The organism is Flavobacterium sp. SM2513 (assembly GCF_050908145.1).
GTDB lineage: Bacteria > Bacteroidota > Bacteroidia > Flavobacteriales > Flavobacteriaceae > Flavobacterium.
Window position 1 is genome coordinate 596,962 of the sequence record NZ_CP194228.1, and the last position, 26,541, is coordinate 623,502.

The following is a 26,541-nucleotide window of genomic DNA, read 5'->3' on the forward strand; positions in this document are numbered from 1 at the left end:
TTTATTGAAATTAAAACTAAAAAAAGCAATCCAGCAGATTGATAGTACGACACGTTTTGTCTCTCGTTTTGATCGAGAAGCAATCTCAAGCGTGTTGTTTCCCTTCATTTTTTAGAAAAAAGGCACTAAACAGTTTTAGTATTTTTACCCCGCTGCGGAAGAAGCAAGTAACTATTGTTAAATCGGTTTTCACATTACTATTGAAGAAACAAACACAATTATATATATTCTTGACGATGACGGAGAAGTAATTATTCTAATAAAATTTGTTCGTTATTAGAGCGAGGCAAATAGATACTCCATCGAAACATGCCAAAAGAATCTATTTTAAGAAGCTAATATTCCGTTGCAAACCTTGCAGCTTTGTTCTTTTTACAGCAGAATTTTTAAATACTTTCGAAAAAGTTTCAGCGGTAATTTCCTCCCAATCTTTCTGTGAAAAAGACAACAATTCTGGATTGGGATTGAATAAAGGTTCGTTGTGGGGTTTTGAAAAACGATTCCATGGACAAACATCTTGACAGACATCACACCCGAAAACCCAGTCGTCCATCTTGCCTTTCATCTCCATCGGGATGGCGTCCTTTAATTCGATGGTAAAATAAGAGATGCACTTACTTCCATCTACCACGTAAGGAGTGACAATCGCCTCAGTAGGACATGCATCGATGCAAGCCGTACAGCTACCGCAATGGTCGGTTACGGCGTGGTCGTATTCAAGGTCAAGGTCGATAATTAATTCGGCAATAAAATAAAAGGAACCCACTTTTTGCGTAATAAGATTACTGCTTTTTCCCATCCAGCCCAATCCACTTTTAGCCGCCCAAGCTTTGTCTAATACCGGAGCTGAATCGACAAAAGCACGACCCGATACTTCACCTATTTCGGTTTGAATACTGTACAAAAGTTCTTTCAATTTTTCTTTGATGACCAAGTGATAATCTTGACCGTAAGCGTACTTTGAAATCTTGTAAGTATCGTTTGATTGTTGTTCTTCTGGGTAGTAATTTAGCAATAAAGAAATCACACTCTTTGCATCATCAACTAATAAAGTCGGGTCAAGTCGCTTGTCAAAATGGTTTTCCATATACTGCATTTGGCCGTTGAAGTTTCGGTTTAAATACGCTTCCAATCGAGGTGCTTCCTCTTCCAAAAATCCTGCTTTGGAAATACCACAAGATAAAAACCCGAGGCGTTTCGCTTCGGATTTGATGAATGCTGTATTTTTTTCTGGTGATGACATTTGACCCACTAATTTTTAGCCCTGATTGCAATGGAAAGCCCTGAATTTGAAAAGCTGAATTTTTCCTGACCAAAAAGAGCGACCAACGGAAGCTCCTTTTTGGGCTTTGGAAAAATAGCTTTTCAGATGAGGACTTGAAATGGAAAGCGGGAATAGCTTCTAAAAAAGTCCACCTTGAACATTTATCTTTATTTTTCCCAAATGATTATATGCTTTTTCAGTAACTTCTCGACCACGAGGCGTTCTCATAATAAACCCTTCTTGAATTAAAAAAGGTTCGTATACTTCCTCAATGGTTTCGCTACTTTCGGAAACGGCTGTAGCCAAAGTCGACAATCCAACAGGACCTCCTTTAAATTTATCAATGATGGTGTGGAGGATTTTATTATCCATCTCGTCCAAACCATGTGCATCTACGTTCAACGCCTTCAATGAAAATTGCGCAATCTCGATATCAATGCTTCCATTTCCTTTTATTTGTGCAAAATCTCGAACCCGTCGAAGTAACGCATTTGCAATACGAGGTGTACCGCGACTTCTACCTGCAATTTCAAGTGCTGCTTCGTATGTGATTGGCATTTTTAAAATGGAGGAACTTCTTTCTACGATGGTAGTCAGCAATTCTTTATTATAATACTGTAACCGACTTTGAATACCAAAACGAGCTCGCATTGGTGCCGTTAAAAGTCCGGAACGAGTGGTTGCTCCAACTAAAGTAAACGGATTTAGATTAATCTGAACCGTTCGCGCATTGGGTCCCGACTCAATCATAATGTCAATTTTGAAATCCTCCATCGCTGAATATAAGTATTCTTCAACAATTGGACTTAAACGATGAATTTCGTCTATGAAAAGAACATCACGTTCTTCAAGATTAGTAAGTAATCCTGCTAAATCACCTGGCTTATCTAAAACTGGACCAGAAGTAATCTTAATTCCGACACCTAATTCGTTTGCTAAAATATTTGCCAATGTAGTTTTACCTAAACCCGGAGGTCCATGAAACAAAGTATGGTCAAGTGCTTCTTCTCTCAAATTAGCTGCTTGAACAAAGACTTTTAGATTATCTAAAATCTGGTCTTGGCCTGCAAAATCATCAAAAGAAAGAGGACGGAGTTTTTTCTCCAAATCAAATTCTTCTGGATTAAAATGGTCCGTAGTCGGGTCTAAGTTTTCATTCATGGTGTAAAGATAAACAAAGCATGTCTTAGTAAAATAATTAGAACTATGATTTCTTACGAGCTACTAGTTCTTTCCATTCAAGATGTTTTTCGATATAACTTTCTACAAAGGAACAAGAAGGAATTATTTGCAAATTATTGTCCTTGCAATACTGCAAAGCACCTGAAACTAATTTTGAACCGACACCTTTTCCTGAAAGTGCTGCCGGAACCTCGGTATGTATTAAGTCTAAAATATTAGGTTCAATTTTTTGGAAATCAATTATGGCTAATGAGCTTTCCACTTCTAATTCAAATCGGTTTTTCTCTGAGTTTACTTTTACTTGATTCATGTCTTTTTTCTTTAAAGATAAAAAAACTTACTCAAAAAAAAAATCCTACCGAAGTAGGATTTTATTATTTTGAATACGTGAATTAGTGGTTTAGTACTTCTTCGCCTTCTTTCATTGGTACATTTTGTGGCACGAAATCAACATCCCAACCTGGTTTACTGTAGTCGTAAGCCCAACGGTGTACTTCAGGAATTTCACCTGGCCAGTTTCCATGAATATGTTCAATTGGAGCTGTCCATTCTAAAGTTGTAGATTTCCATGGGTTTTGTGTCGCTCTTTCTCCGTAAAAAATACTGTAAAAGAAGTTCCACAAAAACACAAGTGTAAATGCGCCACCTATTAAGGCAAATATGGTAATTAAAACATTCACATTTTGTAAATCATCAAAAAGTGGAAAGTTAGTATTTGTGTAATAACGTCTCGGTAAACCAGCTAGTCCTATAAAGTGCATTGGAAAGAAAACTCCATAAGCACAAACAGCCGTTACCCAAAAGTGGATGTATCCTAGATTTTTGTTCATCATTCGACCGAACATTCTTGGAAACCAATGGTAGATTCCAGCAAACATTCCGTAAAGTGCAGAAATACCCATTACTAAGTGAAAGTGAGCAATTACAAAATAAGTATCGTGAACGTTAATATCTAAGGTTGAATCTCCTAGAATAATTCCCGTTAAACCTCCAGAAATAAAGGTTGAAACCATTCCGATTGAGAACAACATTGCAGGATTCAATTGTAAGTTACCTTTCCATAATGTTGTGATCCAGTTAAATGCTTTTACAGCAGATGGAATTGCAATCAATAAGGTTGTAAAAGTAAATACCGAACCTAAAAATGGATTCATTCCTGAAATAAACATGTGATGACCCCAAACGATAGTTGAAAGGAAAGCAATTGCTAAAACGGATGCAATCATGGCACGGTAACCGAAAATTGGTTTACGTGAATTAGTTGCTAAAATTTCAGAAACAATTCCCATTGCAGGTAAAATAACAATATAAACTTCTGGGTGACCTAGGAACCAAAATAAGTGTTCAAATAATACTGGTGAACCTCCTTGATAATGTAAAACTTCTCCAGCAATATAAATGTCTGACAAGAAGAATGAAGTACCAAAACTTCTATCCATAATCAATAATAACGCTGCTGATAAAAGAACTGGAAATGAAACAACACCAATAATTGCAGTTACAAAGAATGTCCAAATTGTTAATGGTAAACGAGTCATTGACATACCTTTAGTACGCAAGTTAATTACTGTAACGATATAATTTAATGACCCCATCAATGACGAAGCAATAAATATTGCCATAGAAACTAACCATAAGGTCATCCCCGTACCTGAACCCGGTATTGCTTGTGGCAACGCGGAAAGTGGCGGATAAATGGTCCATCCTGCAGATGCAGGACCTGATTCGACAAATAGTGATGCTATCATTATAACTGCCGACAAGAAAAACATCCAGTATGAAATCATATTCATAAAACCAGATGCCATATCACGTGCACCAATTTGTAGTGGAATCAATAAATTACTAAAAGTACCACTCAATCCAGCGGTTAATACGAAGAAAACCATGATTGTCCCGTGAATCGTAACTAATGCAAGATAAGCGTCATTCTTCATTACTCCCCCTGGAGCAAATTTTTCGCCTAGAAAGAATTTGAAAATTCCAAAAGCTTCTTCTGGCCAAGCCAATTGCATTCTGAAAAGCATTGACATACCAACACCAATAACACCCATAATAATACCTGTAATCAAGTATTGTTTGGCAATCATTTTATGATCAATACTAAAGATATACTTTGTAATAAAAGTTTCTTTATGGTGGTGTTCGTGTTCTTGATCGATAGTGTGTCCTTCTACTGACATATTTTTTAATTTAATTTTTTATTAAATATAGTGCTTTAGTATCTAATTAATTTGCTATTACAACGATTGGTGCTTCCAATTCTACCACTGGAACCACTGCTTCAGCTGGAGGATTAGCATCGCTAATTTGTTTTTTAATTGTAGGCTTTTCAGCTAACCATGCTTTATAATCTTCTGGTGTATCTACCACAATTTTCATTTGCATGTTATAGTGAGAAGATCCACAAATTTTATTACAAAGTAAAAGATAATCAAATTCATATGCATCTAATGCTACTTTACCCTCAGCTGTTAATGCTATACTCTTTTTAGCTCGCAATTTATTAATATGAGCAACTTTATCTACTATTTTAGGAATGACTCTGTATTCTTCAGTTGTTAAAGTAGGAGTGAACGCAAACTGAGTCACCATTCCAGGAACACAGTTCATTTGCGCTCTAAAATGAGGCATATAAGCAGAGTGTAAAACGTCTTGCGATCTCATTTTGAAAAGTACTTTTTTACCTTTTGGAATATGAATTTCATTTGCCATTTTATCGTCTTCAGCATTTGGATCGCCCATATCAACACCCATTGTGTTAATACCTTCAATATATCGAACATTTGCTTTTCCTAATACATTGTCTTCACCTGCATAACGTGCTTCCCAAGCAAATTGTTTTGCATATAATTCAATAACAATAACATCTTCTTCTTTTTCATTCACGAACATAATATTTGTCCATGCATACAATCCATAAAGAATTAAACCTGCTAAAACTACTGCTGGAATTGTACTCCAAATAAACTCTAGACGGTTATTATCAGCATAGTATAAAGCTTTTGTATCTTTAGCTCCTCTATATTTGAATGCAAAATAGTGCAGTAAAAATTGTGTAATAAATTGGACAATAAAAATCACTACCCAAGTCATATTCATTAAAAAATCTACTTCTACACCATGCTCGGATGCAGGATTGTCAAGAACCAATGGTCCCCAAACAATTAGACCATAAATCATAGAAATATAAAAGCACGCTATGAAAGCAAACATTATATAGCCCTGAACTTTGTTATCTGCATTGTTAGCCACCTGCGTATTTTGAGCAGTTTGACCCACTTGCGTCAAATCGAATATTTTAGTCAATTGCCAAAGTGCAATAGCTAATAAAACTAAAACTATAATTACCAACAAACTTGTCATCTGTTTCTTCTTTTAATATTAATAATGAAAATGCTTACTTTCCTCAATCAGTGGATTACGTTTTGGCAGTAAAGGAGCTTTAGTAAGGGCTGTAAAGACAACCATTATAAATAAACCTATAAAGAACATTAATGACCCAATTTCAGAAACACCAATAAACCATCTATCTCCTACAGTTGCAGGCATGATCATATTGTAGAAATCGATGTAATGACCTGACAATATGATAATTCCAGCCATAACGATAATCCATGTTAAACGTTTGAAATCTGTATTAATTAAAATTAATACTGGAAACACAAAGTTTAAAACTATCATTCCGAAGAATGGTAAATTATAATCTTCAATTCTTGTAATGAAATAGGTGACTTCTTCTGGAATATTAGAATACCAAATCAACATGAACTGGGAGAACCATAAGTAGGTCCAGAAAATACTAATTCCAAAGATAAATTTAGCTAAATCGTGAATATGACTCGTATTTACAAACTCTAAATAACCTCTAGATTTCATATATACCGTTACCAAAGCAATAACTGTAATACCACTTACAAAGAAACTTGCAAAAACATACCATCCAAATAGTGTACTAAACCAGTGTGGATCAACTGACATAATCCAATCCCATGACATAATAGATTCAGTAACAATAAAGAATACTAAAAATCCAGCCGAAATATTGAAGTTTTTCTTGTAATACAAGTTGTCATTTGCTTCGTCTTGAAGCAAACAATTTCTCCTAGAGAAATATTGATAAAGATTCCATCCTATTAAGAAAATTGCAGCTCTAATTAACCAAGCTGGCACATTTAGATATCCTGTCTTAAGAGCAATTAAATGATCATAATTTTCATGTCCTACCACGTCAACACCTTCATTCATCCATACAAATAAATGATTGAAATGCAAACCTGATAAAACCAATAATATAAAGAAAATTATAGAACCTACTGGAAGATACGACGTAATTCCCTGCATTACTCTAAATAAAACTGGCGACCAACCTGCTTGCGCAACTTGTTGAATTGCATAAAAAGCTAAAACCCCTAAAGCAATTAACATCATAAAAATACAAGCAACATATAATGCAGCCCATGGTTTATTTTGCAATTGGTGCAATACATGTTCTACATGCTTTTCATGTACAGCGTGATCATTATGTACGTCATGCGATGCTGCTTCAGTTTTCTTTACAATGTGTGTGGTTGTACTTTCTTCAGTTACAACTTGTGCATCGTGATGTGTGTCAGCAACTGGCGTTATAGCAATTGTGTCTGCATGAACTGAATCTGCCATTGTAGCGTCAGTACCTTTATGATGACCTGTCTCTGATTGTTGTTCTGTTGTAGTATGCGTTTCGTTAATTGTAGTATGAGTTTCAGTTGCAGCATGGCTACCATGGTGTTCTGCAGCTTCTTTTTCTAAAATAGCTTCAACGTCTGCTGTAGTTTTAGGTGCCATATAAAAACCATAGACTATACCTAAAGCTCCTAATACCATTAGGATGATAGCGAACGTTTTTAATCTGCTGGAAAATGTGTACATATCTTATATATCAGTGTTATACAATTATAATTCGCTCTTTAATTTCATTACATAAGACGCTACCATCCAACGCTCTTCTTGAGTAAGCTGATTGGCGTGAGATCCCATAGCATTTAATCCGTACGTCACTACGTGAAAAACACTTCCTTCTGTAATATCTCGATCTGCATAATTTGGTATTCCAAGAAACTTTTCTCTTTTTACCAGTTTACCTTGACCGTCACCCTTTTCTCCATGACAAATCGCACAATAAATACCATACAATTGAGCTCCTTTATCTGAATTTTTAGCTAAAGAATCTAATGGAGATTTCGAATTAGCTTTTGCCATCAAATATCCTTCATTTGTATTTGGATATTCATCAGGTGTAAAACCTCTTTTAATAGCACCATCCGGCACTAATTGAGCTTCTTTTCCATTTGCAAAGGCATTTGATTCAGCATAGGTTTCGTATCCTACGGCTTCATACATGTCCGGGAAATATTGGTAATTAGGGCTGTTTTTATCAGAACAAGAAGTTACTAATGTCGCGAGTCCTAAAACAATTATTATTTTACTTAAGCTTTTCATATCTACTATTAATGCTTTTCTATTACTTTAACTTCTACCGCTCCTGTATTCTGAAAGAAAGAGATTAATTCATCTTCATTATTATTCATTACAGCAACTTCCATTAAAAAATGGTCATCTGTTGTTCTTACATCGGGATTTTCAGCTTCTTTAAATGGCCATAATTTACTTCTCATATAAAAAGTGATTACCATCAAGTGAGCTGCAAAAAATACAGTCATTTCAAACATAATAGGCACGAAAGACGGCATATTTTCGATATAACTGAAACTTGGTTTTCCTCCAATATCTTGAGGCCAATCTACTATCATGATATTATTCATCATCCATGTGGCAAAAGACAATCCAATAAGTCCATAAATAAATGAACAAATCGCTAATCGTGTTGGAGCAAGACCCATCGCTTTGTCCAAACCGTGAACTGGAAATGGTGTAAAAATTTCCTCGATATGATGATGAGCCGCTCTAGTTTGCTTAACAGCATCCATCAAAACGTCGTCATCATTATAGATAGCGTATATAACTTTATTACTACTCATGGTGTGAATGTTTATTTTCTTCTCTTAATCTTTTATAATTTTCTCCAGATGATTTCAAGATTGTTTTTACTTCGGCTTGTGCAATTACTGGAAAAGTACGTGCATAAAGAAGAAAAAGTACAAAGAAGAAACCAATTGTTCCGATAAAAATTCCAATGTCTACAAATGTTGGAGAGAAATACGTCCAAGATGATGGAAGGTAATCTCTGGTTAATGAAGTTGCAATAATTACAAATCGCTCAAACCACATTCCGATATTTACAACAATAGAAATAACGAATGAAAACATAATACTTGTTCTCAATTTCTTAAACCACATAAATTGTGGAGAGAAAACATTACAAGTCATCATTGACCAGTAAGCCCACCAGTAAGGTCCAGTTGCTCTATTCAAAAAAGCATATTGTTCGTATTCTACTCCAGAATACCAAGCAACAAACAATTCGGTAATATAGGCAACACCTACAATGGAACCTGTAATCATGATTACAATGTTCATCAATTCGATATGCTGTACTGTAATATAAGCTTCAAGATGTGAAACTTTTCTCATAATTATTAGCAATGTGTTTACCATCGCAAATCCTGAGAAAACCGCTCCAGCTACAAAGTACGGAGGAAAAATCGTAGTATGCCATCCAGGTATTACCGAAGTAGCAAAGTCAAATGATACAATCGTGTGTACGGAAAGTACTAACGGCGTTGCTAAACCTGCAAGTACCAAAGATACTTCTTCAAAACGTTGCCAATCTTTAGCTCTACCGCTCCATCCAAAACTTAAGATAGAATATACTCTTTTTGTAAAAGGAGTAATTGCTCTATCTCTAAGCATTGCAAAATCGGGAAGTAAACCCGTCCACCAGAATACTAATGAGACGGAAAGATAAGTTGAAATTGCAAATACATCCCAAAGTAATGGTGAGTTAAAGTTTACCCATAATGAACCAAACTGATTCGGAATTGGCAAAACCCAGTAGGCCAACCATGGACGACCCATGTGAATAATTGGAAATAATCCTGCTTGAACAACCGAGAAAATGGTCATTGCTTCTGCTGAACGGTTAATTGCCATCCTCCATTTTTGACGGAAAAGTAAAAGTACTGCTGAAATTAAGGTTCCAGCGTGACCAATACCAACCCACCAAACGAAGTTAGTAATATCCCAAGCCCAACCGACTGTTTTGTTTAATCCCCATGTTCCAATACCAGTTGAAATGGTGTAAACGATACAGCCTAATCCCCAAAGGAAGGCTATTAGTGCGATTGAAAATACAATCCACCATTGTTTGTTTGCTCTACCTTCAACAGGTGCGGCTACATCTACTGTTATATCGTGATAAGATTTATCACCTATAATCAAAGGTTTTCTAATGGGTGCTTCGTAGTGAGACGACATAATCCTTTATATTGTTACTGATTAATTAATTTTTTTAAACTCTAAGTATTTCTAACTTTAACGTGATATTGAACGTTAGGTTTTGTACCTACGTGCTCTAATAAATGATACATTCTATCATCCTCTAGCAACTTAGCAACCTTACTTTCTTTATCGTTTACGTCTCCAAATACCATAGCACCAGAAGAACAAGCTGCCGAACAAGCTGTTTGGAATTCGCCATCTTTGATAACTCTTCCTTCACGTTTAGCCGTTAAAATAGTCAATTGTGTCATTTGAATGCACATTGAACATTTTTCCATAACTCCTCGTGAGCGAACGTTTACATCAGGATTTAATACCATACGACCTAAGTCATCATTCATGTGGTAATCAAACTCATTGTTTTTGTTGTACAAGAACCAGTTGAAACGACGTACTTTATACGGACAGTTATTTGCACAATATCTTGTACCAACACATCTGTTATAAGCCATTTGATTTTGACCTTGACGACCGTGAGATGTTGCAGCAACAGGACAAACCGTTTCACAAGGTGCGTGATTACAGTGTTGACACATTACAGGCTGGAACGCAACTTGCGGGTTTTCTGAAGGATGCTCTAATTGACCAAATCCACCTAGTGAACCTGTATCACCAAATAATCCGTCAAAACCATCTTTCTTTTCATTATCCTGTTCGAAAGTAGTTTCAGAAGAATAGTAACGGTCAATACGCAACCAATGCATATCTCTACTTCTTCTAATTTCTGATTTTCCAACTACTGGAACATTATTTTCTGCGTGACAAGCAATTACACAAGCTCCACATCCCGTACAAGCATTCAAATCAACAGATAAATTGAAATGATGACCCACAGTACGATCAAATGAAGTCCATAAATCTACTTCAACTGCTTTTACTGGATTGTGATCTAGAGAAACCATTGGTTGGATATTCCAATCTTTAGCGTCTTTAGTGTTGAAAATTTCTAAGGTAGTTTCCTTAATAATATCTCCACGACCCATTAACGTATTTTGCAACTGAACACAAGCAAACTCGTGATCACCAGCTACTTTTTCAATCGTTACTGATTGTACGCTATTAAAGTTTTTATATAAAGCGTAAGCATTAACACCTACTTGCATTTCTTCTTTTAAAGCTGCTTTCTTTCCGTAACCGAAAGCTAAACCTATAGTTCCAATTGCTTGACCTGGTTGAATAAGAACTGGAACATTTTCCAACTTAACACCGTCTACAGTTAAAGTCACATAACTTCCGTTCAAACCACCATTAGCAACTGTAAAGTTTACTAAATCTTTTGCTTCTGCATCTACTTTCGATACAGTAACATAGTTATCCCAAGAAACACGTGTGATTGGGTCAGGAAACTCTTGCAACCATGGATTGTTAGCTTGTTGTCCATCTCCTAATCCTGTTTTTGTATAAAGAACTAATTCCATCGCCACTTTTGCAGCTGACTGAGATAAAGCAGAAGCGGCTGAACCGAAATCTGCAGAAGCAGCACTAACAGTCGCAGCTGCACCAACAGCAAAACCGTCGTGTACTACTTTATTCCAACTAACACCTGAAGTGTAAGCTGATGAATTAGATTTTAAGTAATCGTAATAAGATGTTTTATTTCCAGTCCAATCCAATAAAATTTCTTGCAACGCTTTCGTTTGCTTGAACAATGGGTTGATGGTTGGCTGTGTCAATGAATAAGTGCCTTTAGTAAGCATCAAATCATTCCACGACTCTAAATAGTGCGTTGTACCTAAAGCGATGGTAGAAGCTAAAGCCGTTTCATCTTCTTTAAGCGAAATAGCTACAGAAAGATTTGCTTTCTTTAAGTTATCAACAAACTCCTTTGCATTTGGCAAAGAATAAGCGGGATTTACTCCACTCATAATTACCGTGTGAACAGCTCCTGCTTTCAAGTCAGCTAAGAATTGCGTCATCATTTCATTAGAACCTTTTCTAATTTGACGAATTCCAGCTCCAATAAAAGCTTCACTATTCAAAGCGCTATTAATAGCCAAAACTAATAATTGTGCATTTTTATCTTCAATTCCACAAACTACAAGTCCTTTAGAACCAGAAGCTTTTAATTGCTGAGCTGATTTATCAACTTCAGCTTCATATTTTTTATCTAAGCTTACTGCCGAATTTGCACCAGTAATTACATTATATATGTGAACAAGTGCTAACTTTTGCTGAGCAACAGTCATTGCGACGCGTTTGTCAGCAGCTGCACCAGCTAGAGACATATTAGATTCAAATTGAAAATGCTTTGACATTTTTCCATTTTTAGGAACACGACCTTGAGCGTAACCTGAATCGTAGCCTCCACCTTGCCAATCTCCTAAGAAATCTGCACCAATACCAACAATAGTACTAGCTTTAGAAAAATCATAATCAACCAAACCTCTTTCGCCATAAGCTGCTTGAAAAGCATCTAGAGCCGCAGAAGAAGATACTGCATCATAAACAATATGTTTTGCAGTAGGATTTTTAGAAATAAATTCGCCAACTAATTTTTCAGTAGACGGACTCGCTAATGTATTTGTCAATAAAACAACTTGTTTTCCTTTTGCATTGGCTTCTGCCAAACTTTCTTGCACTTTAGAATTAACCGCTCCCCAAGATGTAGTTTTACCACCCATTTTAGGTTGTTTCAAACGCAAACTATCATATAATGATAAAATTGACGCATGCACACGTGCGTTAGCAGAAAATTTAGCTCCTTCTAATGTGTTGTTTTCTATCTTAATTGGTCGACCTTCTCTTGTTTTAACCAAAAGATTAGCGAAATCAAAACCGTCAAACATAGAAGTTGCGTAGAAATCCGCAATTCCAGGAATGATTTGTTCGGGTTGAACTACATAAGGAATAGATTTGATAACCGGACCCTCACAAGCTACAAGTGATGCTGCAGCCGTACTGAATCCAACGTACTTTAAGAAATCACGACGCGTGGTTGAAGACGCTGCTAATGTTGATTCATCCCCTAAAAATTCATCTGTAGGAATAGCTTCAACAAATTCGTTATTTCTTAACGTCTCAACAATCGAGCTATTTTCGTTTAGCTCTTCAACACTTTTCCAGTATTTTTTGTTTGATGACATTTTATATAAATATTAGCTTCTTAAATTATTTTATTTTTACGACAAATTGTCTGTAGATTACTTCTAACTAAATAATTCTACTATTAATAGTGGCATTTTCCACATTCTAATCCACCCATTTCTGCAGCAGTTAGTTTGTCTTTGCCATACTTCTTAGCCAATTCTGCATGAATCTTTTCGTAATATTCATTACCTTCCGTTTTAACATTTGTCTCACGGTGACAGTCAATACACCAACCCATAGTTAATGGAGCAAATTGCTTCATCACTTCATAATTCTCAACAGGTCCATGACATTTTTGACATTCTAATCCAGCAACAGAAACGTGTTGGGAGTGATTGAAATATACGAAATCTGGTAAGTTATGAATTCGAACCCATTTAACAGGCTTAGTTTTTCCAGTATATTTTTGATTGTCTTTGTCCCAACCGACAGCGTCGTATAATTTCTGAATTTCCGCAGTGTAAAATTCTTTACTATATTCCACATAAGTAGAATCTGGATCGCCAGCAAATTCTGAAATATTTTTATGACAATTCATACAAACATTCAATGAAGGAATTCCTGCATTTTTACTAGTTCTAGCTGCGGAGTGACAATACTTACAGTCAATACCATTATCTCCCGCATGAATTTTATGCGAATAATGAATCGGCTGAATCGGAGCATAGTTCTGATCCACCCCTACTTGCATTAAAAACCCATAAACAACCCAAGCCCCAGACAGTAATAACAAAATCGAAGTTACTAAAACTAAAAATTGATTTTTAGCATAGGCCTTCCAAATTGGCATCGTAGGCTCTTTATGCAGAACTTCCATTCCATTAGCACGAGCAATTTTATTAAGTACACTAGTAACTAAAAATAGCATTACCACTAAAATTCCCATCACCAATGCCAATGCACCTAGAATTATAGCATTTGAAACTCCTGAATCAGAATTCCCTCCACTCTGGGAACCTGGACCTGCAACCGGTTTTTCAACTACAGGAGCGGGTTCAGAAGTATACGCCAGGATATTATCAATATCCACATTAGACAATTGAGGAAAAGGAGTCATTATTGCCTTATTATATTCCTCAAAAATCTTGACAGCTGCAGCATCACCAGATTTAACCATTGACTGACTATCCTTTATCCAAGAATGCAACCATTCGCTACTCTGGCGTTCGGTCACACCTCTCAACGCAGGACCCGTCATTTTAGCATCTAGCTTATGACAAGCGGCACAATTTGCATTAAACAACGCTTTACCAGCCGCCGCATCTCCTTCTTGAGAAAATGATTTAGCGGAAAATGTTAGCATAACAGCTAAACTTAACAGTAAAATTCTAGAAATCGAGTTATGGTTACCCACCTTTTTCATATTTAAAATGATTATCGACTAATTACGGTATGGTTTTTTCTATAAAAAATACAGCCAAAACCCTATAAGGTCATTTATAATTTGCACAAAAATACGACTTAAGAACTATTATCAAAACCTTAAATATATCTTAATTCATAATTTATATTAGTTCTAAATAAATATTTTCTTAGCATGTTTGACTATTAATAGTACATTTGTTTAAAATACACTATGTTATGACTAAAAATCAAGTAAATTCAACTATTACTGTCTTTTTATTTACAGTATTATTTTCATTAAATTCATCTGCTCAAACGGATAAAGTCACCCTATCTCAAGACCAAAAGTTCGAACAACTGCTGAATGAAAAGCGTAAAATAAATAATTCAATAGCAACAAATGAAGGTTATAAAATTCAAATCTACAATGGCGATAATTCCAATTCTCGTCGTGAATTATCCAAATTTAAATCCGACTTCAACTACTTAGATGCTACAATTATTTTCAGCACACCAGAATACAAAGTTTGGGTTGGTAATTTTAAATCTAAAATTGATGCTGAGCGTCATTTAATTGAAATTCAAAAGAAATATTCTTCTTCAATTATAGTGAATCCTACTAAATAAATTACATCTCTTAACTGCACAAAAAAAACCGGTAATCAATCATTGACTACCGGTTTTTCTATTATATCTCCTTACTGTTACTTCAGTTTTTTCTTAACTGCAACTTCTTGGAATGCTTCAATAATATCATTTTGTTCAATATCATTATATCCTTTGATTTGCATACCACAGTCATATCCTTTCGACACTTCTTTCACATCGTCTTTAAAACGTTTCAATGCAATTAATTCACCTGTGTGAATCACTACACCATCTCGAATCAAACGAATTCTGGAAGAACGTAATATTTTACCATCCATTACCATACAACCCGCAATAGATCCCACTTTCGATATTTTGAAAATTTCTCTAATTTCGGCAGTACCTGAAATTTCTTCTTTCATCTCTGGAGACAACATTCCCTCCATCGCATCTTTCAAGTCATCAATGGCATCGTAAATAATTGAATAATTACGGATGTCAATTTCTTCCTTATCGGCAAGTTGTCGTGCGTTTCCAGCAGGACGAACATTAAATCCGATAATGATTGCATCAGATGCAGAAGCCAACATTACGTCTGTTTCTGTAATAGCACCAACTCCTTTATGGATGATATTAATTTGAATTTCTTCTGTTGAAAGTTTCAAGAACGAATCTGATAATGCTTCCACAGAACCATCCACATCACCTTTTAAGATAATATTCAATTCTTTAAATTGTCCTAAAGCAATACGTCTTCCAATTTCAGCAAGTGTAATGTGTCGTTGCGTTCTAACTGATTGTTCACGCATCAATTGCGTACGTTTAGCAGCAATTTGTTTTGCTTCACGTTCTTCATTATAAACCGTAAATTTATCACCAGCGGTTGCAGCTCCATCTAAACCAAGTACTGATACTGGCGTTGAAGGTCCCGCACTCATAATTACGTTTCCACGTTCATCATGCATAGCTTTAATCTTACCGTGGTGTTTTCCAGCCAACATGTAATCTCCTACATTCAAAGTTCCGTTTTGAACTAAAATCGTCGAAACATATCCTTTACCTTTATCCAAGAAAGCTTCCACTACAGTTCCTGTAGACAAACGATTTGGATTTGCTTTCAATTCTAAAATCTCTGCTTCAAGTAATACTTTTTCTAATAATTCCTTCACGCCTGTTCCTACTTTTGCAGAAATGTCGTGCGATTGAATTTTTCCACCCCAATCTTCAACAAGTAAATTCATACCCGCTAGACGTTCTTTAATTTTCTCTGGATTCGCGTTTGGCTTATCAATTTTATTGATTGCAAATATGATTGGAACACCTGCAGCTTGAGCGTGACTAATTGCCTCTTTTGTTGTAGGCATGATGTCATCATCCGCCGCCACAACAATAATGGCAATATCAGTAACTTGAGCACCACGGGCTCTCATCGCTGTAAAAGCTTCGTGACCGGGTGTATCTAAAAATGCGATTTTTTGTCCGCTATCTAAAGTCACTCCATAAGCACCAATGTGCTGTGTAATTCCTCCAGATTCTCCAGCAATTACATTTTCTTTACGAATATAATCTAGTAACGAAGTTTTACCGTGATCTACGTGACCCATAACGGTTACAATAGGAGCTCGGTCTTCTAAATCTTCTTCCGCATCCGCAATTACCTCTAATCCTTCTTCAAGATCTGTTGTAATAAATTCAACTTCATAACCAAATTCATCAGCCACAATAGTCAATGTTTCTGCATCAAGGCGCTGATTCATGGTAACCATGATACCAAGTGACATACACGTTCCGATTACTTTCGTAATTGGCACATCCATCATAATGGCAATTTCACCTACGGTAACAAATTCAGTAACTTTAATCGTTTTACTTCCTTCGTCAATTGCTCTTTGTTCGTCATCAGATTTTTGACGGTGTGTATCTCTTTTATCTCTTCTATATTTCGCAGCTTTAGATTTTCCTCCTTTTTTACCTTGAAGTTTCTCTAAAGTTTCACGAATTTGATTTTTAACTTCCTCCTCTGTAGGCTCTACTTTTGCTACAATTGCAGGGCGATTTCCTTTTACGAAACCTGGTCGTGAACTACGATTTGCAGCACCACCAGCATTAGGAACAATCTTATTAGGATTTGGTCCTGAACCAGGAGGACGAGGCGTACTCGGTTTAGTAGGAATTCTTTTTCTCTTATTTTTATTAGCATTAGCCGCTGCATTAGCACCTGGTTTATTAGGCGTAATTTTTGGCTCTTCCTTTTTCTTTTTCGGTTTTTCAAATTTCGATAAATCGATAGTTGTACCTGTAAAGGTTGTTCCAGAAAGTTGCACATATTTTGTTGTCACTGGTCCATCATCAGCTTTAGCCGCTGCTTGGCCTTCAACTTCAACTTTACTAACATTCTCAGCAACCTTTTCTTCTTTTTTCGGAAGAGATTCTACTGTTGGTTTTTTAGCTTCTGTTTTAGGAACCTCTACTTTAGGTGTATCCGCTATAGCTTTTTCAACTTTCGGCACATCTACTTTAGGTGTCTCTACTTTCTTATCTTCCTTTTTAACTTCCGCCTTTTCTACTGCAGGTTCCACTACAGGTTTTTCAACCACAGGAACTTCTGCCACAACCACAGGCTGTTTCTCTACTGGTTTTTCAACTGGAGGAGTTACCGGAGCCGATTTTTTAGGGTTAAGATCGATGGAACCGACTTTTTTCAAACCTATTACATTCGCTTTTGCTTTGATGACTTCTTGTTGCTTTTGACGTTCTTCATCAAGTTTACGTTTGTCTTCAATTTCTTTTTCACGTTCCACACGCAAAGCCTCTTTTTCTTTACGCTTTTCCTCACTCACTTCAAGTGAAGCTTCTTTTTTCCCCTTATCGCCAGCGAATTGACCTTGCAGGATATTATATTCCTTATCAGAAATTTTCGCGTTTGGATTTGCATCAATAGCAATGCCTTTATCTTTCAGATAATCAACCGCTCTTTCTAACGAAATATTAAATTCCCTTAAAACCTTATTAATTCTTATTACTCTCTCTTCAGACATAAAAAACTTTTATTATACTCTTTTTCGTTGTGTTGTTGTAAGGCAAACCCTACTTAGCTATTGAACTCATCTTTCAATACCTTCATTACCTCAAGAATTGTTTCTTCTTCAAGGTCTGTTCGTCTTACTAAATCATTTACATCTTGTTTCAAGATGCTTCTTGCGGTATCTAAACCGATTTTGGCAAATTCCTCAATTACCCAAGCTTCAATTTCATCAGAAAACTCTGTTAATTCAACATCATCTTCTTCTTCAGCAATATTTCCTTCTCTGATAACGTCCAATTCGTAACCTGTTAATTGACCCGCTAATTTAATATTATGACCTCCACGTCCAATTGCTTTTGAAACTTCTTCTAGTTTCAAAAATACCTCAGCACGTTTGTTTTCTTCGTCAATTTTGATAGAAGAAACTTTTGCAGGGCTCAGCGCTCTTGTAATATACAACTGTGTATTTGTTGTATAATTAATTACGTCGATATTTTCATTTCCTAATTCACGAACAATTCCGTGGATTCGCGAACCTTTCATTCCTACACAAGCTCCCACCGGATCAATACGGTCGTCATAAGAATCTACAGCTACTTTTGCTTTTTCACCTGGAATTCTTACTACATTTTTAACCATAATCAAACCATCAAAAACCTCTGGAATTTCTTGCTCAAACAATTTTTCCAAAAACTTCTCTGAAGTTCTTGACATAATAATTTGAGGTTTATTTCCTTTTAATTCAACGTTTTCAATAATCCCACGAACATTGTCTCCTTTACGGAAAAAGTCAGATGGAATTTGTTTTTCTTTAGGAAGCACAATCTCATTCCCTTCATCATCAACCAAAATTACAACTCTTGGACGTACGTGGTGTACTTCTGCAGTGTAAATTTCGCCAATTAAATCTTTAAATTGCTTGTAAAGATTCGTGTTATCATGCTCATGAATTTTAGAAATTAAGTTTTGGCGTAAAGCCAAAATTGCTCTTCTTCCTAAATCTATTAATTTTACTTCCTCAGAAACTTCTTCTCCAATTTCGAAATCAGGTTCAATTTTTCTAGCATCCGTCAAGGTAATTTCAAGGTGATCTAAATCCAAATCATCGTCAGCCACAATTACTCGTCGTTGCCAAATTTCCATATCCCCTTTATCTGGATTGATAATAATGTCAAAGTTATCATCTGATCCAAATTTCTTTTTCAATGCATTTCTAAAAACATCTTCTAAAATTGCCATAAGCGTCACACGATCAATGAGTTTATCATCTTTAAACTCTGAAAATGAATCGATTAATGCTATATTCTCCATATATTAAAATATTATTGTAACGATTGCTTCTTTAATTTCATCATAAGGGATTTCCCTTCTTTTTTGAACAGTTTCTTTTCCTTTTCCAATTTTTTTCGGCTCTCGAGCTTCCCAAGACAAAACAATTTGTTCATCCGTGGCTTCTTCTAATTTTGCTTCAATAGTGGTTGAATCTTGTAATTTTACAATCAACATTCTTCCTATATTTTTCTTGTATTGACGAACCATTATTAATGGCGAACCGACACCAACCGAAGCAACTTCAAGCGAAAAATCCTGCTCTTCTCTATCTAAATTTGAATCAATTGAACGACTTACATCAATGCAGTCCTGCAATTGCACGCCATTATCTCCGTCCAAAGTTACAATAATTTTGTTTGCCTCCGTAATTGTTAAATCAATTAGAAACACAGAAGTTCTGTCTGCCAAACCTTCATTTAATAAATTTAATACTTTTTCTTTGAATGTCATAATTTTATAAAAAGAGGGAAGCATTGCTTCCCTCATTATTCAACTTTTAAATAAATAACGGTGCAAATATAGTGAATTTTTTATAAATGAAAAATCATTGTTTCATGTAAAAAATATTCTTACCTTTAATTCATCAAAAACAAACTATTAAATTAAACATTTTTAACCCTTTTTTATGAAAAGAATTTTAGTACCCACCGACTTTTCTGAACACGCAAGATATGCTTCAAAAGTTGCAGCACAAATCGCTCGAAAAAATAATGCTGAAATCTATTTACTAAACCTTTTGGATTTACCGTCACATATGAATGACGCTGTAAGTAACGGCGTAAACATTCCCGAAGTAATGTTGTATTTAGCAAAAACCAAAGAACGCTTAGCAGAGTTAATGGAAGAGCCTTTTTTCGAGGGATTAACCGTTTATGCTGACGCTCGATTAGAACGCGCTTTTGACGGTATTGTAACTTTTAGCAAAGAGAAAGATGCCGACTTAATTGTTATGGGTTCTCATGGAGCTTCAGGGTTTCAAGAAATGTTTATTGGGTCAAACACTGAAAAAGTGGTTAGAGCATCCGATATTCCTGTAATTATTATTAAAAGTGAAATGGAAGATTTCAAAATTAATAAATTTGTATTTGCATCTGATTTTTCAAATGAAATCAAAAAACCATTCCAAAAACTAGTAGAATTCGCCAATTTATTTGAAGCGAAATTGGATTTAGTAATGATAAACACACCAAATAGTTTTAAAACGAATGACGTTGCGGAGAAAATTATGCAAAATTTCGCAAGTGGCTTTCCTTTGAAAGATTACAGTCTACATATCTATAATGATGCTAATATCGAGAAAGGTATTATCAATTATTCCAACAAAACGAATGCAGATTTAATTGGTATTGCCACCCACGGAAGAACTGGATTGGCCCATTTCTTTAACGGAAGCGTAAGCGAAGATATTGTAAATCATGCAATTAAACCTGTAATTACTTTTAGAATATAATTTGATTTATACGCATAAAAAAAGCCTCTCTATCGAGAGGCTTTTTTTGTTGGTCTACTAGGACTCGAACCTAGAAAGACTGCACCAAAAACAGTTGTGTTACCATTACACCATAGACCAGCTTGCTTATTGCGAGTGCAAATTTAAGACAAAAAAGGATTCAACCAAATTTTTTAGCAAAAAAAATTAAAAAATTATTTTTATCATTTCATTAAGCAAAAAAACATTTTCTTTGTAATTGAAATTTTAAACAAAAATCGCACAGTACTATGACGACATTTAACTTCAAAAAGTGGAATACAATTGTAGGTTGGGTAGCTTTTGCAATCGCACTTGTCACTTATTCATTAACCGTTGAACCCACTTTAAGCTTTTGGGATTGTGGAGAATATATTTCTACTGCCGCTAAATTAGAAGTAGGCCACCCTCCAGGAGCACCTTTATTTCAAATGATTGGAGCCTTTTTTGCAATGTTTGCTTTAGACAATTCGCAAGTCGCATTGATGGTAAATATGACTTCGGTTTTTTCGAGTGCCTTTACCATACTATTTATGTTCTGGTCGACTTCGATGATATTAAAGAAATTAATCTCGCAATTCACAACTGTTGACCAGGACAACTCTATTGCAATTTTAGGAAGTTCATTTGTAGCTTCTCTAGCTTATACATTTTCAGATAGTTTTTGGTACAATGCCGTTGAAGCGGAGGTATATGCAATGGCGACTTTATTAATTGCTGTACTGTTTTGGTTGGGATTACGTTGGGAACAAGACATGGACAAGCCAAAAGGAAATCGGTGGTTGCTGATTATTTCTTTAGTTATTGGACTTTCTTTTGGAGTGCATTTTATGGCGCTACTTACAATTCCATCCATCGGATTTTTATATTATTTTAAGCATTACAAAACGATTACCATTAAAAATTTCATTATCGCTAATGTTGTTGTAGTGTCCGTGTTGTTGTTTATATTTAAATTATTACTTCCCTTAACCATGGGATTTTTTGCAGAAACCGAAGTCTTCATGGTTAATAATATCGGTTTGCCTTTTAATTCAGGATCCATTTTCGTTACTCTTTTACTTATTGCTTTTTTCTACTTTGGTTTGCGATACACTAGAGCTAACGGCTATATTCAATTTAATACTTTGATTTTAAGCATTTTATTCATTCTAATCGGATTTTCAACTTGGATGATGTTGCCTATTCGTGCCAATGCTAATACGGTTATTAACGAAAACAAACCATCAGATGCACGAGAAGTTTTAGCGTACTATAACCGCGAACAATATGGTGTAAATCCTTTGTTTTACGGACCACAATTTACGGATGTATATGCAGGCTTGGATGCAGAAAACCCCTATTTGGACAAAGCTCCCAATTATGAAAGGGACTACAAATTAGGTAAGTATGTTATTGTAAATAATTATAAAAATGCCGTTCAGAATAGCGATGACAAGCAAAAAGCGTTCTTACCAAGAATGTGGAGTCCAGACCATGCAGCGAATTACATGACATTTACAAAACCCGTTGAATTCAGAATAAATCCTGAATATGCTCATGAAAAAGAGCTTGTTCAAATAGTAAATGAATTTAAAACGGCCTACAATCAAGATCAAATTGATACCGACGGTTATAATAAATTCCTGAAAGCTTACAGCGAATACCTTATTATCGAAAAACCTTCTTTGGGAGATAATTTGAGTTTTATGGTCGAATATCAATTTGGCTATATGTACATGCGTTATTTACTTTGGAATTTTGCTGGAAGACAAAGTGATAACCAAGGTAAATACGACAATGTAGATGGAAACTGGATGACGGGAATCAAAGTTTTTGACGAAAGTCGATTGGGTTCTCAAGAGAACTTGCCTTCTGATGTGTTGAATAATAAAGGAAGAAATTTATATTATGGAATTCCGTTTTTATTAGGATTACTTGGTCTAATTTATCATGCTAACAAAGACTTGAAAAGTTTCTACGTTCTTTTAGCGTTATTCTTATTTACAGGATTTGCACTTAAAATCTATTTAAATGAAAGGCCTTTTGAACCTCGCGAAAGAGATTATGCTTTAGTTGGCTCCTTTTATGTATTTGCAATCTGGATCGGTTTTGGCGTCTATGCACTTTATGAAACCATTAAAAATTGGCTACAGCCAAAAATTGCCGGACCTATTGTTATTGCATTATCATTATTAGTAGCACCCGTTTTGATGGCTTCTCAAAATTGGGACGACCACGACCGTTCTGGAAAATACACAGCATTAGCAATGGCAAAAGCGTATTTAAGTTCTTGTGAACCGAATGCAATTTTATTTACCATTGGTGACAACGATACCTTCCCTCTTTGGTATGCTCAAGAAATTGAAAATTACCGAACGGACATTCGAATCGTGAATACGAGTTTATTTATGACCGATTGGTACATTGATCAAATGAAAGCAAAAGCCTATGAATCTGAACCTTTACCTATTTCTTTTTCACACAATCAATATGTAGGCGATAAATTAGATTACACTATTCACAAACCTTTGACCGAAGAACGTTGGGACATCAAAGACTTCATCAAATTTATCGCAGATGATGATCCTCGAACTGTAATTTCTTTGGAAAATGGTCAGAAAATTCATTTTTTTCCAACTAATAAACTTCGAATTCCAATAGACAAGAATGCCGTTATAGCAAGTAAAGTGGTTTCGGTTCAGTACACAGATTCTATTGTTCCTTATATTGATTTGGATATCAAAGGCCAAGCTTTGTACAAAAATCGCTTGATGATGCTAGATATTGTTGCCAACAACAATTGGAAACGTCCTATTTACTTCACAGGTGGAAGTTTTGGCGACGACGACTATCTTTGGATGAAAGATTACTTACAATTAGACGGAATGGTTTACAAATTAGTACCTGTAAAAAACGCTGTTGCCAATGCTCCAAGTCCATTAGACATGGGTCAGATTGATTCCGACAAAATGTTTGACATTGTAATGAAATGGGACTGGGGAAATAGCGGTAGTCCATCGATTTACCACGATACTGAAACCAGAAAAAACAGTATTACGTATCGTACGAATCTTGCCCGATTAATGGAACAACTGATTAATGAAGGCAAAAAAGATAAAGCGAAGAGAATTATTGATTTAGCAATGGAAAAAATGCCTTTGGAATACTTTGGCTATTACACAATGCTAGAACCATTTGCAGCTGGGTATTACGAATTAGGTGAAAAACAGAAAGCCCGAAAAATCCTAACGCAAATTATTGGTAAATATCAAGAGAGTTTAAGCTATTACAACACGTTGAAAATAGGCGAACAAAATGCCTATTACGGAGATATTGTTTATGATATTGAACGCTACCGCGACTTGTTAAATGTTATGAAAGAGCGAGGGGATGAAGATTTCTTTGAGTCTAATAAATCAACTTTTAATACCTATAACAAAATGTTTAAACGGTTTAAAAGAGAAAACGAATAAAAAAGATTTTGATTTTATTGAAAAGCAGTGATTGTAACCAATCGCTGCTTTTTTTTATCTTTACAAAAATGAAAAAGACCGAATGAAATTCTATTGGGTAAAAACGCACTGGTTGATGAAGAAAATCTTTTATGGATTTACTTGGCGAATTCCTTCTGAAAAAAAAACAGTTTATCTCACGTTTGATGACGGCCCCACTGATGCTGTTACCGAATGGACATTAGCTATTTTGAAAGAATATAATGCCAAAGCCACCTTTTTTTGTATTGGCGAAAATATTGCTCAAAACCCCGAATTATTCACTAAAGTACAAAAGGAAGGACATGCCATCGGAAACCATACTTATAATCATTTAAATGGTTGGCATTCTACAAACGAAGAGTATGTTAATAATATTGTTTTGTGTGAAGAGGTTTTGCAGGATTTTTCTATTGAAAGCAATTTAGGACAAAAACTTTATCGTCCACCTTATGGCAAAGTAAATCCGAAACAATTTAAATGGCTAAAAAAAAACGGATATAAAATTATAATGTGGGATATTTTGAGTGCTGATTTTGATACCGCAATTTCGCCAGAGAAATGTGCTGAAAATGTACTGAAAAACATTCAGCCGGGAAGTATCATTATTTTTCACGACAGTTTAAAAGCGTCTAAAAATTTAAAGCACGCTTTACCCTTAACATTAAAATATTTGCAGGAAAATGATTTCGAAATGAAGTCGATTAAATTTGCTCTTGAACCAAACTAATAATAGAATTTGCATCTAATTCTCCAGCTTGACGCCATACCATTTGTCCCGATTTGTAAATCATAAGTGTTGGAACACCCTTAATTCGCAAGGCATCTGCAAGTTCTTGATTTTTATCAACGTCTATTTTAATCACCTTCGCTTTATCACCTAAAGCAGCGGCAACATCACGAATTATCTCGTGCATGGCAACGGATTGTTCATTCCACTCGGTATAAAAATCGATTAAAACGGGAATTTCTGCGTTAATTAATTCACCAAATTTTGACATAAAATTGAAGATTTATTATAATGTACTAATACAAATGTACTGTTTTTCGTGATTTATGCTACACTTGAGCCTTTTTTTAGTTCAATAACTGTAATTTCTGGCCAAATTCCTACGCGACCTGGATAAGCATGGAAGCCAAAACCACGATTTACGTAAATGTAACGACCTAAATTTTCGTATAAACCAGCCCATTGTTTGTAAACATATTGAACGGGACTCCATTTGAAAAAACCTGGAATTTCAATACCAAATTGCATTCCATGAGTGTGTCCTGAAAACGTCAACTGAAAGTGCTTTTCATCTTCCTTAACCTGATATTCCCAGTGCGAAGGGTCATGACTCATCAATATTTTAAAATCCTGAGCAGTTAATCCTTCTGAAGCTTTTAGCAAATCACCCGCTTGTTTGAAATTCTTTCCCCAATTCTCCACTCCTACAATCGCAATTCGTTGGCTGTTTTTTTCAATAAAAATATGTTCGTTTAGCAATAATTTAAAATCAATCTCTCCATATAAATTTTTAATTGCTTGGAAATTTTCATCTTTTTGTTTCTTTGTTGGCCAAGTCACATATTCGCCATAATCATGGTTTCCTAAAACGGAATATTTGCCAAATTCCACTTTTTTTATTTTTTTGAACGTCTCAATCCAGGGATGCATTTCTCGTGCATGCGTGTTCACAATATCTCCTGTAAATAAAATTAAATCGGTTTCTTGCTGATTAATCAGGTCAATTGCATATTCAATTTTTTCAGGATTGTCAAAACTACCACTATGAATATCTGAAATTTGCGTGATTTTAAACCCATCAAAAGCATCGGGTAAATCTGGAAAAAACACTTGTTGTTTAATCACTTTAAAATTGTACTTTCCTTCAAAAATTCCGTAAATTAAAGACGCAAAAGGAATTGCAGCAATAACCAATGCGATTTGACTTACAAACTTTCGGCGTTCGGGAATGTAACTCGATGGATTATCGTGTTCTACAAAATAATTGGTCAAGCCTCGAATGAGTCGGAATAAATCTTCCCCAAACATAAAAAGCGTTAAAAATAGTTTTGGAACGTAAACAATCAAAATCAATCCAATAGTAATAAGCGACTGTTTGTTTTGACCAACGGTGCGGTCAAACTGGGACAAACTATAAATGAGATACACAACAACCGCTAAACTTAGAAATTCATAAGCAACTATTACCCATCTGGTTTTAATGGAGGTTTTAAAAGCTTGAAAAGCATAAATTTCAATAAAAGCGATAACTACAATAAAAAATAACCAACGAAGCATGTATGTCTGTTTTTAGCAAAATAACAAATTAAGCAACGGTTGTAAAGTTTA

The 26,541-nt window shown here is 35.3% G+C and carries 20 protein-coding genes and 1 tRNA gene; 4 read left to right on the forward strand and 17 right to left on the reverse strand.

Annotated features, from left to right (window positions below; genetic code table 11):
* Positions 1 to 322 precede the first annotated feature (322 nt).
* From queG to ACQ5J2_RS02340, 11 genes are all read right to left on the reverse strand, one after another.
* Complete coding sequence (gene queG, locus ACQ5J2_RS02290; protein WP_432672074.1) at positions 323 to 1,243, reverse strand: tRNA epoxyqueuosine(34) reductase QueG; 921 nt, start codon at positions 1,241 to 1,243, stop codon at positions 323 to 325.
* 159 nt (positions 1,244 to 1,402) lie between these two features.
* A complete protein-coding gene (ruvB, locus tag ACQ5J2_RS02295; RefSeq protein ID WP_432672075.1) occupies positions 1,403 to 2,425 on the reverse strand; it encodes a Holliday junction branch migration DNA helicase RuvB in 1,023 nt (340 codons plus the stop codon).
* 43 nt (positions 2,426 to 2,468) lie between these two features.
* Positions 2,469 to 2,756, reverse strand: coding sequence for a GNAT family N-acetyltransferase (locus tag ACQ5J2_RS02300; RefSeq protein WP_432672076.1), 288 nt, complete (start codon positions 2,754 to 2,756; stop codon positions 2,469 to 2,471).
* 82 nt (positions 2,757 to 2,838) lie between these two features.
* Positions 2,839 to 4,629, reverse strand: a complete 1,791-nt coding sequence (locus ACQ5J2_RS02305) for a cytochrome c oxidase subunit I (protein ID WP_432672077.1) — start codon at positions 4,627 to 4,629, stop codon at positions 2,839 to 2,841.
* 46 nt (positions 4,630 to 4,675) lie between these two features.
* Complete coding sequence (locus tag ACQ5J2_RS02310; protein ID WP_432672078.1) at positions 4,676 to 5,812, reverse strand: cytochrome c oxidase subunit II; 1,137 nt, start codon at positions 5,810 to 5,812, stop codon at positions 4,676 to 4,678.
* Positions 5,813 to 5,830: 18 nt separating this feature from the next.
* The gene (locus ACQ5J2_RS02315; RefSeq protein ID WP_432672079.1) at positions 5,831 to 7,357 is read right to left on the reverse strand and encodes a quinol:cytochrome C oxidoreductase; all 1,527 of its coding nucleotides are present in this window, start codon (positions 7,355 to 7,357) and stop codon (positions 5,831 to 5,833) included.
* Positions 7,358 to 7,381: 24 nt separating this feature from the next.
* On the reverse strand, positions 7,382 to 7,927 hold the full coding sequence (locus tag ACQ5J2_RS02320; protein WP_432672080.1) for a c-type cytochrome: 546 nt from the start codon (positions 7,925 to 7,927) through the stop codon (positions 7,382 to 7,384).
* Between the two features lie 8 nt (positions 7,928 to 7,935).
* Positions 7,936 to 8,466: a DUF3341 domain-containing protein gene (locus ACQ5J2_RS02325; RefSeq protein ID WP_432672081.1), complete on the reverse strand. Its 531-nt coding sequence runs from the start codon at positions 8,464 to 8,466 to the stop codon at positions 7,936 to 7,938.
* Positions 8,459 to 9,862, reverse strand: a complete 1,404-nt coding sequence (gene nrfD, locus ACQ5J2_RS02330; protein ID WP_432672082.1) for an NrfD/PsrC family molybdoenzyme membrane anchor subunit — start codon at positions 9,860 to 9,862, stop codon at positions 8,459 to 8,461. Before nrfD ends, ACQ5J2_RS02325 begins: the two co-directional genes overlap by 8 nt.
* 41 nt (positions 9,863 to 9,903) lie before the next feature.
* Positions 9,904 to 12,969, reverse strand: coding sequence for a TAT-variant-translocated molybdopterin oxidoreductase (locus ACQ5J2_RS02335; protein WP_432672083.1), 3,066 nt, complete (start codon positions 12,967 to 12,969; stop codon positions 9,904 to 9,906).
* Positions 12,970 to 13,052: 83 nt separating this feature from the next.
* Positions 13,053 to 14,336 carry a cytochrome c3 family protein gene (locus tag ACQ5J2_RS02340; RefSeq protein WP_432672084.1) on the reverse strand — a complete coding sequence of 428 codons (1,284 nt, stop codon included), beginning with the start codon at positions 14,334 to 14,336 and terminating at the stop codon, positions 13,053 to 13,055.
* A 218-nt stretch (positions 14,337 to 14,554) separates the two neighbouring features.
* On the opposite strand from ACQ5J2_RS02340, the gene ACQ5J2_RS02345 reads away from it, so the two are divergent.
* On the forward strand, positions 14,555 to 14,944 hold the full coding sequence (locus ACQ5J2_RS02345) for an SPOR domain-containing protein (protein WP_432672085.1): 390 nt from the start codon (positions 14,555 to 14,557) through the stop codon (positions 14,942 to 14,944).
* A gap of 77 nt (positions 14,945 to 15,021) precedes the next feature.
* Here ACQ5J2_RS02345 and infB read toward each other — a convergent pair whose 3' ends face one another.
* From infB to rimP, 3 genes are read right to left on the reverse strand one after another with little or no spacing between them, the layout of a single operon-like run.
* The gene (gene infB, locus ACQ5J2_RS02350; protein WP_432672086.1) at positions 15,022 to 17,943 is read right to left on the reverse strand and encodes a translation initiation factor IF-2; all 2,922 of its coding nucleotides are present in this window, start codon (positions 17,941 to 17,943) and stop codon (positions 15,022 to 15,024) included.
* Positions 17,944 to 17,996: 53 nt separating this feature from the next.
* A complete protein-coding gene (gene nusA / locus ACQ5J2_RS02355) occupies positions 17,997 to 19,241 on the reverse strand; it encodes a transcription termination factor NusA (RefSeq protein WP_432672087.1) in 1,245 nt (414 codons plus the stop codon).
* Positions 19,242 to 19,244: 3 nt separating this feature from the next.
* Positions 19,245 to 19,712: a ribosome assembly cofactor RimP gene (rimP, locus tag ACQ5J2_RS02360; RefSeq protein WP_432672088.1), complete on the reverse strand. Its 468-nt coding sequence runs from the start codon at positions 19,710 to 19,712 to the stop codon at positions 19,245 to 19,247.
* 175 nt (positions 19,713 to 19,887) lie between these two features.
* Here rimP and ACQ5J2_RS02365 point away from each other — a divergent pair, with 175 nt between their 5' ends.
* Entirely contained in the window at positions 19,888 to 20,712 is an 825-nt protein-coding gene (locus tag ACQ5J2_RS02365; RefSeq protein WP_432672089.1) for a universal stress protein, read from the forward strand.
* 49 nt (positions 20,713 to 20,761) lie between these two features.
* On the opposite strand, the gene ACQ5J2_RS02370 is transcribed toward ACQ5J2_RS02365, so the two are convergent.
* Positions 20,762 to 20,832: transfer RNA gene (locus ACQ5J2_RS02370), tRNA-Gln, on the reverse strand.
* A 149-nt stretch (positions 20,833 to 20,981) separates the two neighbouring features.
* Here ACQ5J2_RS02370 and ACQ5J2_RS02375 point away from each other — a divergent pair.
* Both ACQ5J2_RS02375 and ACQ5J2_RS02380 read left to right on the forward strand, forming a co-directional pair.
* Positions 20,982 to 24,185 carry a glycosyltransferase family 117 protein gene (locus tag ACQ5J2_RS02375; protein WP_432672090.1) on the forward strand — a complete coding sequence of 1,068 codons (3,204 nt, stop codon included), beginning with the start codon at positions 20,982 to 20,984 and terminating at the stop codon, positions 24,183 to 24,185.
* 115 nt (positions 24,186 to 24,300) lie between these two features.
* Positions 24,301 to 24,933 (forward strand): polysaccharide deacetylase family protein, encoded by a 633-nt coding sequence (locus tag ACQ5J2_RS02380; RefSeq protein WP_432672091.1) that lies wholly within the window; start codon positions 24,301 to 24,303, stop codon positions 24,931 to 24,933.
* Here ACQ5J2_RS02380 and ACQ5J2_RS02385 read toward each other — a convergent pair.
* Together ACQ5J2_RS02385 and ACQ5J2_RS02390 are read right to left on the reverse strand one after the other, a co-directional pair.
* Positions 24,908 to 25,204, reverse strand: a complete 297-nt coding sequence (locus ACQ5J2_RS02385; RefSeq protein ID WP_432672092.1) for a thioredoxin family protein — start codon at positions 25,202 to 25,204, stop codon at positions 24,908 to 24,910. The two genes, ACQ5J2_RS02380 and ACQ5J2_RS02385, sit on opposite strands and share 26 nt — an antisense overlap.
* Before the next feature lie 53 nt (positions 25,205 to 25,257).
* Positions 25,258 to 26,490, reverse strand: a complete 1,233-nt coding sequence (locus tag ACQ5J2_RS02390) for a metallophosphoesterase (RefSeq protein ID WP_432672093.1) — start codon at positions 26,488 to 26,490, stop codon at positions 25,258 to 25,260.
* Between the last annotated feature and the right edge of the window lie 51 nt (positions 26,491 to 26,541).

Coding starts and splice junctions, on each gene's coding strand:
- ACQ5J2_RS02385 (WP_432672092.1), bottom strand. CDS start 25,204: ATGTCAAAATTTGGTGAATTAATTAACGCAGAAATTCCCGTTTTAATC.
- nrfD (WP_432672082.1), bottom strand. CDS start 9,862: ATGTCGTCTCACTACGAAGCACCCATTAGAAAACCTTTGATTATAGGT.
- ACQ5J2_RS02310 (WP_432672078.1), bottom strand. CDS start 5,812: ATGACAAGTTTGTTGGTAATTATAGTTTTAGTTTTATTAGCTATTGCA.
- ACQ5J2_RS02305 (WP_432672077.1), bottom strand. CDS start 4,629: ATGTCAGTAGAAGGACACACTATCGATCAAGAACACGAACACCACCAT.
- ACQ5J2_RS02345 (WP_432672085.1), top strand. CDS start 14,555: ATGACTAAAAATCAAGTAAATTCAACTATTACTGTCTTTTTATTTACA.
- nusA (WP_432672087.1), bottom strand. CDS start 19,241: ATGGAGAATATAGCATTAATCGATTCATTTTCAGAGTTTAAAGATGAT.
- infB (WP_432672086.1), bottom strand. CDS start 17,943: ATGTCTGAAGAGAGAGTAATAAGAATTAATAAGGTTTTAAGGGAATTT.
- ruvB (WP_432672075.1), bottom strand. CDS start 2,425: ATGAATGAAAACTTAGACCCGACTACGGACCATTTTAATCCAGAAGAA.
- ACQ5J2_RS02315 (WP_432672079.1), bottom strand. CDS start 7,357: ATGTACACATTTTCCAGCAGATTAAAAACGTTCGCTATCATCCTAATG.
- rimP (WP_432672088.1), bottom strand. CDS start 19,712: ATGACATTCAAAGAAAAAGTATTAAATTTATTAAATGAAGGTTTGGCA.
- ACQ5J2_RS02375 (WP_432672090.1), top strand. CDS start 20,982: ATGACGACATTTAACTTCAAAAAGTGGAATACAATTGTAGGTTGGGTA.
- ACQ5J2_RS02390 (WP_432672093.1), bottom strand. CDS start 26,490: ATGCTTCGTTGGTTATTTTTTATTGTAGTTATCGCTTTTATTGAAATT.
- queG (WP_432672074.1), bottom strand. CDS start 1,243: ATGTCATCACCAGAAAAAAATACAGCATTCATCAAATCCGAAGCGAAA.
- ACQ5J2_RS02340 (WP_432672084.1), bottom strand. CDS start 14,336: ATGAAAAAGGTGGGTAACCATAACTCGATTTCTAGAATTTTACTGTTA.
- ACQ5J2_RS02325 (WP_432672081.1), bottom strand. CDS start 8,466: ATGAGTAGTAATAAAGTTATATACGCTATCTATAATGATGACGACGTT.
- ACQ5J2_RS02320 (WP_432672080.1), bottom strand. CDS start 7,927: ATGAAAAGCTTAAGTAAAATAATAATTGTTTTAGGACTCGCGACATTA.
- ACQ5J2_RS02335 (WP_432672083.1), bottom strand. CDS start 12,969: ATGTCATCAAACAAAAAATACTGGAAAAGTGTTGAAGAGCTAAACGAA.
- ACQ5J2_RS02365 (WP_432672089.1), top strand. CDS start 19,888: ATGAAAAGAATTTTAGTACCCACCGACTTTTCTGAACACGCAAGATAT.
- ACQ5J2_RS02380 (WP_432672091.1), top strand. CDS start 24,301: ATGAAGAAAATCTTTTATGGATTTACTTGGCGAATTCCTTCTGAAAAA.
- ACQ5J2_RS02300 (WP_432672076.1), bottom strand. CDS start 2,756: ATGAATCAAGTAAAAGTAAACTCAGAGAAAAACCGATTTGAATTAGAA.